Genomic DNA, 13,363 nt, shown 5'->3' with positions numbered 1-13,363 from the left:
CCCGCGTTTCAGCGCGGACCGTCTTCGGCCCACCGCTGCATATTCATATAGGTATGAATTGTATCAGCACAATGACAGCCGGCAAAATTCGGGAAGTCCCGAAAATTTGGCGAATTCCCGCGCCGGTCTTCCCAAGCCGGCAAAATCGGGTATTACCGGAGACTGCATCACTATAACCGGGAAGGGCTGATGAGCAGGTTCGACGTTTTGACGGTAGGCAACGCGATTGTCGACATTCTGGCACGCTGCGACGAGAAGTTTCTTGTCGACAACGGCATCATCAAGGGGGCGATGAACCTGATCGATGGCGACCGTGCCGAACTGCTCTATTCGCGCATGGGGCCGGCAGTCGAGGCCTCAGGCGGCAGCGCCGGCAACACGGCGGCCGGTGTGGCCAATTTCGGCGGACGTGCCGCCTATTTCGGCAAGGTCGCCGACGACCAGCTCGGCGAGATCTTCGCCCACGACATCCGCGCCCAGGGCGTCCATTACAAGACCCACGCCAAGGGCATCTCGCCGCCGACAGCGCGCTGCATGATCTTCGTCACGCCGGACGGCGAACGCTCGCTCAACACCTATCTCGGCGCCTGCGTCGAGCTCGGCCCGGAGGACGTCGAGGCCGACGTCGTCGCCGATGCGCTGGTTACCTATTTCGAGGGATATCTCTGGGACCCGCCGCGGGCGAAGGAGGCGATCGTCGAATGCTGCCGCATCGCCCACGAGGCGGGCCGCGAAACCTCGATGACGCTCTCCGACAGCTTCTGCGTCGGCCGCTACCGGGCCGAGTTCCTGGAGCTGATGCGCTCTGGCACCGTCGACATTGTCTTTGCAAACCGGGACGAGGCGCTGTCGCTCTACGAGACGACGGATTTCGATCAGGCGCTCGACCGCATGTCGAAGGACTGCAAGCTGGCCGCGGTGACGATGAGCGAGGACGGCGCGGTTATCGTGCGTGGCGACGAACGCATCCGCATTCCGGCAACCCCGATCGCCCAGCTGGTCGACACCACCGGCGCCGGCGACCTGTTCGCGGCCGGCTTCCTGTTCGGCTACACCAAGGGACTGGATTTGGAGACCTGCGGCAAGCTCGGCTGCCTGGCGGCCGGCGTCGTCATCCAGCAAATCGGCCCGCGGCCGATGTCATCGCTTGCAGATCTTGCCGCAACGGCGGGGCTTATTTGAAGGCTTCGCCGGGATAGGCGCCCCAGATTTCGGCCTGCGCCACCCAGCCTTCCAGGTCCTTTGCCGTGACTTCGCACCAGTCGCCGTTGCATTCCTTGACCGTCAGCACCACGCCGGGTTCCATCTTGGCGATGACGCGGGCGGTCTTCTCCGGTTCGTTGCGCATGGTGATGTAGATGTCCGCGCCTTTGCCGCGCATCCATGGCGCGGTGATGGCGGTGCGCTCGCCGGAAAGCAGCGAGCGGTTGACCCAGCCCTCGACGCCGTCGGCATCGCGGATGCGCCGCCAGTTGTCATATTCCTGGATGATCTCCACCGGCAGACCGTGGCGGGTGTAGAGCCACTCGACCGCGTAGTCCGTGCTCGGGCCGACGCGCATGTTCACCCGGCTCGCCTTCAGGCTGGCGAAACGCGGCAGCGGCAGGCCGCTGGCGCCCTTGGCCGCCTGGGCATAGGTCTCGTGCGCGGTGGCGCTGAGATGCAGAAAGCTTGCCAGCAAAGAGAAGACGATTTTTGTCAGTACGCCGCGCATTGCACGTTTCCGATGGTCGTTGCCTGGGTGGTCGATTGCTTAACGCTGCTTCCATCCTGCCCGCGAATGCGCCAGACATCTGTTGGTCTTCGCTGACGGGTCTGGTAGAAACGATTGAAGCGGATCAAAGTATCACCCGTCTTGGTTAACGAGCTCTGAACAGGCACAGCATCATCGATGATGAACAAGAAGAAGCCGAAGGTTTACATCACGAGGAAACTCCCGGACGCCGTCGAAACCCGCATGCGCGAACTGTTCGACGCGGAGCTGAACATCGATGATCGCCCACGCTCGCAGCCCGAGCTGGTCGCGGCGATGAAGACCGCCGACGTGCTGGTGCCGACAGTGACCGACCGAATCGATGCGGCACTGATCGAACAGGCGGGGCCGCAACTGAAGCTCATAGCCAGCTATTCGAACGGCTACGACCACATCGACGTCGATGCCGCCGCCCGCAAGGGCATCACGGTGACGAACACGCCGAACGTGCTGAGCGAAGACACCGCCGACATGACCATGGCGCTCATTCTCGCCGTCTCGCGCCGCCTGCCGGAAGGCGCACAGATCCTCACCGAAGAGGGCGCCGAATGGGCGGGCTGGTCGCCGACCTGGATGCTCGGCCGCCGCATCTGGGGCAAGCGCATCGGCATTGTCGGCATGGGCCGTATCGGCACGGCGGTGGCCCGTCGCGCGAAGGCCTTCGGCCTGGCGATCCATTATCACAACCGCAACCGGGTGAGCCCGGCGACGGAGGAGGAACTGGAGGCCACCTATTGGGACAGCCTCGACCAGATGCTCGCCCGCGTTGACATCGTGTCGGTCAATTGCCCGTCGACGCCCGCGACCTATCATCTTCTGTCAGCCCGCCGTCTTGAACTGATGCGGCCGGAAAGCTACATCGTCAACACGGCGCGCGGCGACGTGATCGACGAGACCGCGTTGATCAAGCTCCTGAGGGCCGGCAAGATTGCCGGCGCCGGCCTCGACGTGTTCGAAAACGAGCCGGCCGCCAATCCGAAGCTCGTGGCGCTCGCCCGGGACGGCAAGGTCGTGCTGCTGCCGCACATGGGCTCGGCGACGATCGAGGGCCGCATCGACATGGGCGACAAGGTGATCATCAACATCCGCACCTATTTCGACGGTCACCGGCCGCCGAACCGCGTCCTGCCCGGACGCAGCTAAGGGCGTTCCCGAAAGATCAGGCCACCGGCCGCTGCATCTCGATCGACGTGGTGCGGTCGAAACCGGCATGCCGGTTCTCGGCCGTCTTCACGAACCCCCAAGCGGCGAATGTCGCGTGATTTTCGACAAGCTCGATCCGCGTCTCCAGCCGAAGCTTCGGCAGGCCGAGTTGGCGCGCGGTGTCCATGGCGGCCGCCAGCAACAGCTTGCCGAGACCCTCCCCCTGCGCAGCCGGCGAGACCGCCAGCTTGCCGAGATAGAGGAAGTCCGGCGGCTCCGGCCGGAAGAAGGCGCAGGCCAGCAACGTGTCGCCGTCGGCAATGACATAGCCGATCTCGTCGCGCGCCTTCTCAGCCAGCGCCTCCGGTGTCAGCCTGTGGGCCGAGGAGGGCGGGTCGATCCGCTGATCCATGTAGGCAAACGACGCCATGACGAGCGCCAGCAGCGCGTCCCAGCGGGAAAAGCTGTCGTCGAGCCGGTAGAGTTCAGGCATGCTTGCGGGCGTCTGTCTTGGCGCGGCGGTACTTGATCGTGTCGAAGCGGGACGTGAGTGAATCGTAGAGCAACAGCCGCCCGACCAGCGGCTCGCCGGCACCGGTCACGAGCTTGATCACCTCCATCGCCATCAGCGTGCCGATGACGCCGGTCAGCGCGCCGACGACGCCGGCCTCGGCGCAGGACGGCACCATGCCCGGCGGGGGAGGGGCGGGAAAGAGATCGCGGTAGGAGGGAAGCAACTCACCGTCGGCGCCGCGCTCATAGGGCTTCAGCACGGTGAGCGACCCGTCGAAGCGGCCGACCGCGCCGCTGACCAGCGGCACTTTCGCCTGTTCCGCCCTATCGGCGGCGAGATAGCGGGTATCGAAATTGTCAGAGCCATCGACGAGAATGTTGAAGCCGGAGACCTGCCGGTCGGCATTGTCGAAGCTGAAGCGCTCCTCGAACCGGATCACCTTCACATGCGGGTTGAGGCGGGCGATCGCGTCGCTGGCACTCTGCGTCTTCATCTCGCCGAGCATGTCGGTCGAATGGATGACCTGCCGCTGCAGGTTGGAGAGCGACACGCGGTCGTCGTCGGCGATCCCGATCGTGCCGACGCCGGCGGCGGCGAGATACTGCAGCACCGGCGCGCCGAGCCCGCCGGCGCCGATCACGAGCACCCGCGCGTTCTTCAGCTTCTGCTGACCCGGCCCGCCGATCTCCGGCAGCAGGATGTGCCGTCCGTAGCGGGTGATCTCGTCGGGGGTAAGGGGGTCGGTCATGGGCCGGGCATCCTTTTGGGGATCTGCATAACAACACCATATAGTATCAAAGGCCGGCGGAGTGAATTGCGTTCATTTGCACCGGCATAGAGCCCCCTCCCCAACCCCTCCCCACGAGGGGGAGGGGCTAACCCCGCGTCAGCTGTCTTCATCAATAAGGATGCTGCAGTTCTTAGGTGCCAGGCCTGCCACGAGTCTTCTCCCCCCTTGTGGGGGAGATGGCCGGCAGGCCAGAGGGGGCATTCTTCACCTCGGTCTTCATTCCGAAACGGCGCCGTTGGCAACCGTAAAAAACTGCGCGCGGTCGGCAAGGGCGGAAAACATGGCCCGGTCGGTGCCGGTCATGAAGGCCTGGCCGCCGAGATTGTCGATGAGGTCGAAGAGCGCGGCGCGCCGGCCCTCGTCCAGATGGGCGGCGATCTCGTCCAGAAGCAGGATCGGCGCAAAGCCGGTCATGTTGGCGGCAAGCCGCGCATGCGCGAGGATCAGGCCGACCAGCAGCGCCTTCTGTTCTCCCGTCGAGCAGCGCTCCGCCTCCATGTCCTTCTCGCGGTGGCGGACCAGGAGGTCGGCGCGGTGCGGGCCTTCCAGCGTCCGACCGGCGGCCTGGTCGCGGTACCGGCCCCTCGCCAGCATGTCGGCATAGTCGTCCTCGAGATCGATCGCCGGGCGATGATATTCGCCGTCGAAGAAGCCGGAAAGCATCAGGGTCGCGGAGGGAAACGGCGAGCCGCCCGCCGTCTCCTCGATCAGCTTTGCCAGCAGGCCGAGCATTTCATGGCGGGCGAGCATCATCGCGATGCCGAGGCTCGCCATCTGCTGCTCGATGCCCGAAAGCCAGGTCGGGTCGAGCCGGCCGTCGGCGAGAAGCTTGTTGCGGCTGCGCATGGCGCGCTCGAAGTCGCTCGCCCGCCGCCCATGGGCGGGGTCGATGGAGAGCACCAGCCGGTCGAGGAAGCGGCGGCGGTCGCCGGCAGCCCCGGTGAACAGCCCGTCCATCGCCGGCGTCAGCCACAGGAGGCGCACATGGTCGAGCAGCTCGTCCATGGATTTCGCCTGCGTGCCGTTGATGCGCAGCTGGCGCGAGGCAATGTCCTCGCCGCCGGTCATGCCGGTGCCGACCTTGACCTCGCCCTCCATGCCCTCGACATCGGCGAAGATGGTGAAGCCGCCGGAGCCATGGGCGCGCGGAAGGTCGCCATAGGCGGCGCGGCGCAGGCCGCGGCCGGGGGAGAGGAAGGAAACGGCTTCCATCAGGTTCGTCTTGCCGGCGCCGTTCTCGCCGGTCAGCACCACATGCCGCCCGTCGAACGCGACCGAGGCTTCGGCATAGTTGCGGAAGTCGGTGAGCTTCAGGCGGGTGATGGCAATCTTTTCCGGCATCGAAGCCAGCTACGATGAATCGGGCGTCGAGTGCAAGGCGGGATGACATCTTGTGGTCGCCGCGATGCGTCAGTATGAAGGCCGTCATCAGGAGACGAGGCCATGTCCGACGAAGACCGCATCATCACGCTCGAGGAAACCGTCGCCCACCAGGCGAAGGCGATCGAGGAGCTTTCGGACCAGATTGCCGAGCAATGGAAGGTGGTCGAGCAGGTGCGCGCCAAGCTCGACCGGCTGACCGAACGCTTCCTCAGCCTTGAGGAACAGTCGCTCGACGCGCCGCCGATCACCAGGCCGCCGCATTATTGACGTGTGCATCTTCTCCCCTTGGGGAGAAGGTGGCGCGAAGCGCCGGATGAGGGTTTTTTGTGAAGTGCAATAGGGGAACCCCTCATCGCCTCACATGCGTTCGGCACTTCTCCCCAGGGGGAGAAGGGGAGGTGAACTGAGCCGCTGGGCTGGAATGGATCAGCTTGCGGCGAGCACGATTCTTGAGATTGAAAGCCGGTGGAATTTTCGCTATTTCTATTTGCGTGACCGCGCGGCGATGGCGTCGCTGCACTTTCGCGGATCACGATCATCGCCATGATGATTGCTTGTCCTGTACGCCCGGATGGAACGCCGGGCGTTATCCATCCTGCCCGGCTTTTGGACGAGGATGAACCCATGCTTGATGTCACCAAGCGTCCCGAAACATTTGTCTGCCACAATGGCGAGAAGGTGCCGCTGCCCTTCTCTCAAGCCGAATATGTGCGCCGGCTCGCCGGCCTGCGGGCGATCATGGCAGAGCGCGACCTGCCGGCCGTTCTGCTGACCTCCATGCACAACATCGCCTACTATTCCGGCTTTCTCTATTGCAGCTTCGGCAGGCCCTATGGCTGCGTCGTCACCGCCGAGGGGCTGACGGTGGTGTCGGCCAATATCGACGGCGGCCAGCCCTGGCGCCGGTCGGTCGGCGACAACATCATCTACACCGACTGGCAGCGCGACAATTACTGGCGCGCCGTCGCCGGCCTTATCGGCACTAGCGGCCGCCTCGGCATCGAAGGCGATCACATGACGCTCGCTGCCCGCGCCACGCTGGAGCGTATCGTCGGCACCGTCGAACTCGTTGACATCGCGCAGGCGACCATGGCCTCGCGCATGATCAAGTCGGCAGAGGAGATCGCCCTCATCCGCGAGGGTGCGCGTATCGCCGATGTCGGCGGCGAGGCGATCCGTACGGCGATCCGTGAAGGAACGCGCGAGATCGACGTGGCAATGGCCGGCCGCGATGCGATGGAGCTCGAAATCGCCCGCGCCCATCCGAACGGCGAACTGCGCGACAGCTGGGTGTGGTTCCAGTCCGGGCCCAACACGGATGGCGCCCATAACCCCGTCACCACGCGCCGGCTCGCACCGGGCGAAATCCTCAGCCTCAACGCCTTCCCGATGATCTCCGGCTACTACACCGCACTGGAGCGCACGCTGTTCCTCGGCGAGCCGGATGCGGCGTCGCTGAAGCTGTGGGAAGCCAATGTCGCCGCCCATGAACTCGGCCTGTCGCTAATCAAGCCGGGGATCAGCTGCGCCGCCGTCTGCGCCGAGATCAACCGATTCTTCGCCGACGAGGGCCTCTTGCAGTACCGCTCCTTCGGCTACGGCCACTCCTTCGGCATTCTCAGCCACTACTACGGCCGCGAGGCCGGGCTGGAGTTCCGCGAGGATATCGAGACAGTGCTGGAACCGGGCATGGTCGTCTCGATCGAGCCGATGCTCTGGGTGCCGAACGGCACGTCGGGAGCGGGCGGCTACCGTGAGCACGACATCCTGGTCGTCGGTGAGACCGGAGCCGAGAACATCACCGGCTTCCCGTACGGGCCGGAGAAGAACGTGATTGCCTGCTAGGGCCGAACCTGGGGCCAGCAGGTTTCCGCAGAAACAAGAAGAGCCGGGCGATGCCGCCCGGCTCTTTGTATTCCATCATATGAAGAACACGCCCTACTCGAAGAATTCCTTCATCCGGGCGAAGAAGCCGGAGGTCTCCGGATTGTTCTCCTTCGAGGAGAGCTGCTCGAATTCCTGCAACAGCTCACGCTGGCGCTTGGTGAGCTTCTGCGGTGTTTCGATCTGCACCTGGATGTAGAGATCACCCTTCTGTGCGGAACGCAGCACCGGCATGCCCTTGCCCTTGAGGCGGAACTGCTTGCCGGCCTGGGTGCCTTCCGGAACCGTGACCCGCGATTTCGTCGCGTCCAGCGTGCCGACGTCGAACGTGCCGCCAAGCGCTGCCGTCGTCATCGAGATCGGCACCGTGCAGTAGAGATCGGCGCCGTCGCGCTGGAAGAACTGGTGCGGCCTGACCGACAGGAAGATATAGAGATCACCCGCCGGACCGCCCCGTACGCCGGCTTCGCCTTCGCCCTGCAGGCGGATGCGCGTGCCGTCCTCGATGCCGGCCGGGATGTTGACCGACAGCGACCGTTCTTCCTGGACCCGGCCATGACCATGGCACTTGGTGCAGGGATCGGAAATCGTCTGGCCGCGACCCTGGCAGGTCGGACAGGTGCGTTCGATCGAGAAGAAGCCTTGCGCCGCGCGCACGCGGCCGGAGCCCTGGCAGGTGGCGCAGGTCTGCGGCTTGGTGCCGGGCTTGGCGCCGGAACCGGAGCACACGTCGCAGGTGATCGAGGTCGGAACCCGGATCTGCGCCGTCTTGCCGGCATAGGCTTCCTCGAGCGAAATTTCCATATTGTAGCGAAGGTCGGCGCCGCGTTCGCGTCCGCCGGTCGAACGCCGGCCGCGGCCACCGCCCATCATCTCGCCGAAAATGTCTTCGAAGATATCGGAGAAGCCACCGGCACCCATGCCGCCGGCGCCGAAAGGTCCACCGGCGCCACCGCCGCCACCCATGCCGCCATGTTCGAAGGCGGCGTGGCCGAAGCGGTCATAGGCGGCCCGCTTCTGCGGGTCCTTGAGCACTTCGTAGGCTTCGTTGAGTTCCTTGAACTTGTGTTCGGCTTCCTTGTCGTCGGGGTTCTTGTCGGGATGATACTTCATCGCCGCCTTGCGGAAGGCGCTTTTCAGCTCCTTCTCGTCAGCGGTTTTGCCGACCCCCAATGTTTCGTAGTAGTCCGCTTTTGCCATGGAGAAACCAACCCTGGAAAGTAAATGTCCGGCCGCAGGACGCGGCCGGAATTTCAGGACGTGGCGGACGCCTTGTCGACGCCCGTCATCGAATTAGGCCGACTTCTTGTCGTCCTTGATTTCCTCATAGTCGGCGTCGACGACGTCGTCGTTGCCGCCGGCTGCGCCCTCTTCGGAAGCGCCGCCTTCAGCCTGCTGGGACTCATAGATCGCCTGACCGAGCTTCATGGAAACTTCCATGAGGGTCTGGGTCTTCGCCTTGATGTCCTCGGCGTCGGGCTCGGAAGCCTCGATGGCCGTCTTCAGCGCGGCAATGGCGTCCTCGATGGCCTTCTTGTCGTCGGCCGAAACCTTGTCGCCATAGTCCTTGAGGGACTTCTCGGTCGAATGAACGAGGCTTTCGGCCTGGTTCTTGGCTTCGACGGAGTCGCGACGCTTCTTGTCGGCCTCGGCATTGGCTTCGGCGTCCTTGACCATCTTGTCGATCTCGGCGTCGGAAAGGCCGCCAGATGCCTGGATGCGGATCTGGTGTTCCTTGCCGGTGCCCTTATCCTTGGCCGAAACCTGGACGATGCCGTTGGCGTCGATGTCGAAGGTCACTTCGATCTGCGGCACGCCGCGCGGTGCCGGCGGAATGCCGACGAGGTCGAACTGGCCGAGCAGCTTGTTGTCGGCTGCCATTTCACGCTCGCCCTGCGAGACGCGGATCGTCACGGCCGACTGGTTGTCTTCGGCGGTCGAGAACGTCTGCGACTTCTTGGTCGGGATCGTCGTGTTGCGTTCGATCAGGCGGGTGAACACGCCACCGAGCGTTTCGATGCCGAGCGACAGCGGGGTCACGTCGAGCAGCAGAACGTCCTTGACGTCGCCCTGCAGGACACCGCCCTGGATGGCCGCGCCCATGGCGACGACTTCATCCGGGTTCACACCTTTGTGCGGTTCCTTGCCGAACAGCTGCTTGACGACTTCCTGGACCTTCGGCATGCGGCTCATGCCGCCGACGAGAACCACTTCATCGATATCGGCTGCGGTCACGCCGGCGTCCTTGAGGGCGGCCTTGCACGGCGCAACGGTGCGCTGCACGAGGTCGTCGACCAGGCTTTCGAACTTGGCGCGGGTCAGCTTCATCGTCAGGTGCTTCGGACCGGAGGCATCCGCCGTGATGAACGGCAGGTTGATTTCGGTCTGCTGCGAGGACGACAGCTCGATCTTCGCCTTTTCAGCGGCTTCCTTCAGACGCTGCAGGGCCAGCTTGTCGCCCTTCAGGTCGATGCCGTTGTCCTTCTTGAACTCGGCTGCCAGATATTCGACGAGACGCATGTCGAAGTCTTCACCGCCGAGGAAGGTGTCGCCGTTGGTCGACTTCACTTCGAAGACGCCGTCGCCGATTTCCAGCACGGAGATATCGAAGGTACCGCCGCCAAGGTCGTAGACGGCGATCGTCTTGCCGTCCTTCTTGTCGAGACCGTAGGCGAGCGCGGCAGCGGTCGGCTCGTTGATGATGCGCAGGACTTCCAGACCGGCGATCTTGCCGGCGTCCTTGGTGGCCTGACGCTGGGCGTCGTTGAAGTAGGCCGGAACGGTGATGACGGCCTTTTCAACCTTCTCGCCGAGATAGGCTTCCGCGGTTTCCTTCATCTTCTGAAGGATCATCGCCGAGATCTGCGAGGGAGAATAGTTCTTGCCGGTGGCTTCAACCCAGGCGTCGCCATTGTCGCCCTTGACGATGTGGTAGGGAACGAGGCCCTTGTCCTTTTCGACGGTCGGGTCTTCATAGCGGCGGCCGATCAGGCGCTTGACCGCGAACAGGGTGTTCGTCGGGTTGGTCACAGCCTGGCGCTTGGCCGGCTGGCCGACGAGACGTTCGCCGTCTTCCGTGAAGGCTACCATGGACGGCGTCGTGCGCGCGCCTTCGGCATTTTCGATCACCTTCGCGTCCTTGCCGTCCATGATGGAGACGCAGGAGTTGGTGGTTCCAAGGTCGATACCAATTACTTTTGCCATGTCATTCTCTCCTTTAAGCAGGCCGTCGGAACCCGGCTCAGGCGTTCCGCTGACAGCCCCTCGACTGGATGGTCTTTGGGATTGCGCAGCATCCAGGCTGCGGTTATGCGGCGTATATAAGTAGCAGTTTTGCGCTCTGCAAGGCGGAAGGCGGGGGCCGAAAGACGAAAATCAAAAGATTCCCGCCGCGAATTCCGTATCGCTCATCCACGTCAATTCGCATTAGCGGACCAGCCTTGCGCCGGGCCGTCCCGGGGCTTGCGGCTGGACACGGTCATTCTCCCATGATGATACCGAGAAGGCTGGTCTTGCGCGGCGCGCGCGGCGGCGGCTCGTAGGTGCCGACATCGGCCGGCGGCACGGGTCCGCCATTGACCTGCTGCGGCATCTCCTCGACCGGCTGCCGGTTGTCATTGCCACCGCCGCCGACGGGCGCCGGCGGATAGGCGGTCTTGCGCTGGTCGCCGGTCAGTACCCGCGAAATCAGGCCGTAAAGCGTGTCGATGCCGTCGTCCTCGCGGACCATCTGCTGGTCGCCGGGCGCCTGCTGCTGTTGCTGCTGGCGGGGCTGCTGGTCGACCGTCTGTCCCTCGCCATAAAGGGGCGCGGGCGACAGGCCCTGATGAGCCGCGGCCATGAATTCCTGCCAGGTCCGCGCCGGCAATCCGCCGCCGGTCACCCGCTTCATCGAATGGCCGTCGTCGTTGCCGAACCACACGCCGGTCGTCAGGTTGCTGGTGAAGCCGACGAACAGGGCGTCCCTGTAGGACTGGGTGGTGCCGGTCTTGCCGGCGACCTGCCAGCCGGAAAGCCTGGCGGCGGTCCCGGTGCCCTTGTTCACGACGCCCATCATCATCGTGTTCATGTTGACGACGGTCTGCGGCTCCAGCACGCGCGGCGGCTTGTCGTAGGTGTTCTCGTAGAGCACCTTGCCGTCTGTGGTGGACACCCGCCGGATGATGTGCGGCGTCGCCTTGTAGCCGCCGTTCATGAAGGCGGCATAGGCGCCGGTCAGCTCGACCAGCGAAACTTCGGACGTGCCGAGCGCGATCGAGGCGTTCGGTTCCAGCTCGGATTCAATCCCCATCCGGTGGGCGAGCTTGATGATGTTGTTCGGGCCGACTTCCTGCGCCAGCTGGGCTGCGACCGTGTTGATCGAATGCGCCAATGCGTATGAAAGCGTGACCGGCCCCTCATACTTCTTCTCGTAGTTTTCCGGCGTCCAGTTGCCGATTTTCACCGGCGCGTCGTTGCGCATCGAATCCGGGCTGTCGCCCTGTTCGAGCGCCGTCGCATAGACGAAGGGCTTGAAGGCCGAGCCCGGCTGGCGCTTGGCCTTCCAGGCGCGGTTGTACTGGCTTTCCGAATAGTCCTTGCCGCCGACCAGCGCCCGGATCGCACCGGTGCCGTCGATCGAGACCAGCGCGCCCTGTTCGACATCGAGCTTCTTGCCGTTCTTGTCGATCGCCGTGGCGATGGCGTCTCCGGCGGCCTTTTCCAGCGTCGGGTCGATGGTGGTGTCGACCACCAGATCCTGGTTGACGTCGCCGACCAGCGTCTTCAGCTCGTCCATCACCATGTCGGCGGCGTAATGCGACGCGCCGGACCAGAAATGCTTGGCCTGGGCCGGTTCCTGGTTCATGGCCGTCTTGATTTCGCTGTCGGTGATGTAGCCGGCGTCCTTCATGGCGCCCAGCACCACCTGGGCGCGGGCCTTGGCGCCGTCCGGGTTGGTGGAAGGCGAAAGTCGCGACGGCGCCTTCAGGAGGCCGGCAAGCATGGCCGCCTCTGCGAGGTTCACGTCGCGCGCGGATTTGTTGAAGTAGCGCCGCGACGCCGCTTCGACGCCGTAGGAATTGGCGCCGAAATAGACGCGGTTCAAATACATCGCAAGGATCTGGTCCTTGCTGAACTTGTGCTCCAGCCACAGGGAAAGCAGGACTTCCTGGACTTTACGTTCCAGCGTCCGCTCTGGCGACAGGAACAGGTTCTTCGCAAGCTGCTGTGTCAGCGTCGACCCGCCCTGGACCATGTGGCCGGTCAGGACGTTGGTGACCATCGCGCGGGCAAGGCCGATCGGGTCGATGCCGAAATGCGAGTAGAAGCGGCGGTCCTCGATCGAGATGACGGCCATCGGAATGTAAGGCGACATTTCGTCCAGCGTCAGCGCTTCGCCGCCGGTCGGCCCGCGATTGGCGAGCACGGTGCCGTCGACCGCCATGATCTTGACGTTCGGCGGGCGATCCGGAATGGCCCAGCTGCTGGCGGCCGGCATCTTCGAGCCGTAGTAGACCACCACGCCCGCGACCGCGACGGTGCCCCAGATGCCGAGCACGATGCACCAGTAGGCGACGAACCGGAAAAGACCGATCAATCCGCCGCGACGGGCCTTGGTCTTCTTCTTGCCCTTGGACGGGCGACGGCCCGAATTCGGCTTTTCACGGGAGCCCTGGCTATCGAAGGTAGGTTCAATCCGGTCGCGGTATTTCTTGTTTCCAGCCATTGCCGACGGGTTAGCCTTGCTTGGGGGAGAATTCAAGTTTCGCGGACACGCCGGAACACTTCATGAAACATGATGATCGGGCGACTCTGGATGCCCGGATGAAAACTCCATTGGTAATATGGTCGCCCTGAACTCTAAATGCGGCGATTTAAGGGGAAGTTAACTAGTTTCCCCGGTTCGCAATTCATT

At 64.0% G+C, this 13,363-nt stretch carries 11 protein-coding genes; 4 read left to right on the top strand and 7 right to left on the bottom strand.

Going from position 1 to position 13,363, the window contains the following annotated elements:
* Nucleotides 1–189: 189 nt before the first annotated feature.
* Complete coding sequence (locus ACU5AZ_RS09430; RefSeq protein WP_446825733.1) at nucleotides 190–1,182, top strand: adenosine kinase; 993 nt, start codon at nucleotides 190–192, stop codon at nucleotides 1,180–1,182.
* On the opposite strand, the gene ACU5AZ_RS09425 is transcribed toward ACU5AZ_RS09430, so the two are convergent.
* On the bottom strand, nucleotides 1,175–1,714 hold the full coding sequence (locus ACU5AZ_RS09425) for an SH3 domain-containing protein (protein ID WP_446825732.1): 540 nt from the start codon (nucleotides 1,712–1,714) through the stop codon (nucleotides 1,175–1,177). The two genes, ACU5AZ_RS09430 and ACU5AZ_RS09425, sit on opposite strands and share 8 nt — an antisense overlap.
* A 177-nt stretch (nucleotides 1,715–1,891) precedes the next feature.
* On the opposite strand from ACU5AZ_RS09425, the gene ACU5AZ_RS09420 reads away from it, so the two are divergent.
* Nucleotides 1,892–2,896, top strand: coding sequence for a 2-hydroxyacid dehydrogenase (locus ACU5AZ_RS09420; RefSeq protein ID WP_446825731.1), 1,005 nt, complete (start codon nucleotides 1,892–1,894; stop codon nucleotides 2,894–2,896).
* A gap of 16 nt (nucleotides 2,897–2,912) precedes the next feature.
* On the opposite strand, the gene ACU5AZ_RS09415 is transcribed toward ACU5AZ_RS09420, so the two are convergent.
* The 3 genes from ACU5AZ_RS09415 to recF form a co-directional block, all read right to left on the bottom strand.
* Entirely contained in the window at nucleotides 2,913–3,389 is a 477-nt protein-coding gene (locus ACU5AZ_RS09415) for a GNAT family N-acetyltransferase (RefSeq protein ID WP_446825730.1), read from the bottom strand.
* The gene (locus tag ACU5AZ_RS09410; protein ID WP_446825729.1) at nucleotides 3,382–4,158 is read right to left on the bottom strand and encodes a molybdopterin-synthase adenylyltransferase MoeB; all 777 of its coding nucleotides are present in this window, start codon (nucleotides 4,156–4,158) and stop codon (nucleotides 3,382–3,384) included. Before ACU5AZ_RS09410 ends, ACU5AZ_RS09415 begins: the two co-directional genes overlap by 8 nt.
* Nucleotides 4,159–4,416: 258 nt before the next feature.
* Entirely contained in the window at nucleotides 4,417–5,541 is a 1,125-nt protein-coding gene (recF, locus tag ACU5AZ_RS09405) for a DNA replication/repair protein RecF (RefSeq protein ID WP_446825728.1), read from the bottom strand.
* A gap of 102 nt (nucleotides 5,542–5,643) precedes the next feature.
* Between recF and ACU5AZ_RS09400 the strand changes: the two genes are divergently transcribed.
* Both ACU5AZ_RS09400 and ACU5AZ_RS09395 read left to right on the top strand, forming a co-directional pair.
* Complete coding sequence (locus ACU5AZ_RS09400) at nucleotides 5,644–5,850, top strand: SlyX family protein (RefSeq protein ID WP_446825727.1); 207 nt, start codon at nucleotides 5,644–5,646, stop codon at nucleotides 5,848–5,850.
* 357 nt (nucleotides 5,851–6,207) lie between these two features.
* Entirely contained in the window at nucleotides 6,208–7,428 is a 1,221-nt protein-coding gene (locus ACU5AZ_RS09395) for an aminopeptidase P family protein (protein WP_446825726.1), read from the top strand.
* 93 nt (nucleotides 7,429–7,521) lie between these two features.
* On the opposite strand, the gene dnaJ is transcribed toward ACU5AZ_RS09395, so the two are convergent.
* From dnaJ to ACU5AZ_RS09380, 3 genes are all read right to left on the bottom strand, one after another.
* Nucleotides 7,522–8,667 (bottom strand): molecular chaperone DnaJ, encoded by a 1,146-nt coding sequence (gene dnaJ, locus ACU5AZ_RS09390; RefSeq protein WP_446825725.1) that lies wholly within the window; start codon nucleotides 8,665–8,667, stop codon nucleotides 7,522–7,524.
* A 93-nt stretch (nucleotides 8,668–8,760) separates the two neighbouring features.
* Nucleotides 8,761–10,671, bottom strand: a complete 1,911-nt coding sequence (gene dnaK, locus ACU5AZ_RS09385) for a molecular chaperone DnaK (protein WP_446825724.1) — start codon at nucleotides 10,669–10,671, stop codon at nucleotides 8,761–8,763.
* Between the two features lie 274 nt (nucleotides 10,672–10,945).
* Complete coding sequence (locus tag ACU5AZ_RS09380) at nucleotides 10,946–13,174, bottom strand: transglycosylase domain-containing protein (RefSeq protein ID WP_446825723.1); 2,229 nt, start codon at nucleotides 13,172–13,174, stop codon at nucleotides 10,946–10,948.
* Nucleotides 13,175–13,363: the final 189 nt, after the last annotated feature.

The organism is Rhizobium sp. PAMB 3182 (assembly GCF_052908355.1).
This window is presented reverse-complemented; position numbering and strand designations above follow the sequence as displayed.

Coding starts and splice junctions, on each gene's coding strand:
- ACU5AZ_RS09430 (WP_446825733.1), top strand. CDS start 190: ATGAGCAGGTTCGACGTTTTGACGGTAGGCAACGCGATTGTCGACATT.
- ACU5AZ_RS09425 (WP_446825732.1), bottom strand. CDS start 1,714: ATGCGCGGCGTACTGACAAAAATCGTCTTCTCTTTGCTGGCAAGCTTT.
- ACU5AZ_RS09420 (WP_446825731.1), top strand. CDS start 1,892: ATGATGAACAAGAAGAAGCCGAAGGTTTACATCACGAGGAAACTCCCG.
- ACU5AZ_RS09415 (WP_446825730.1), bottom strand. CDS start 3,389: ATGCCTGAACTCTACCGGCTCGACGACAGCTTTTCCCGCTGGGACGCG.
- ACU5AZ_RS09410 (WP_446825729.1), bottom strand. CDS start 4,158: ATGACCGACCCCCTTACCCCCGACGAGATCACCCGCTACGGACGGCAC.
- recF (WP_446825728.1), bottom strand. CDS start 5,541: ATGCCGGAAAAGATTGCCATCACCCGCCTGAAGCTCACCGACTTCCGC.
- ACU5AZ_RS09400 (WP_446825727.1), top strand. CDS start 5,644: ATGTCCGACGAAGACCGCATCATCACGCTCGAGGAAACCGTCGCCCAC.
- ACU5AZ_RS09395 (WP_446825726.1), top strand. CDS start 6,208: ATGCTTGATGTCACCAAGCGTCCCGAAACATTTGTCTGCCACAATGGC.
- dnaJ (WP_446825725.1), bottom strand. CDS start 8,667: ATGGCAAAAGCGGACTACTACGAAACATTGGGGGTCGGCAAAACCGCT.
- dnaK (WP_446825724.1), bottom strand. CDS start 10,671: ATGGCAAAAGTAATTGGTATCGACCTTGGAACCACCAACTCCTGCGTC.
- ACU5AZ_RS09380 (WP_446825723.1), bottom strand. CDS start 13,174: ATGGCTGGAAACAAGAAATACCGCGACCGGATTGAACCTACCTTCGAT.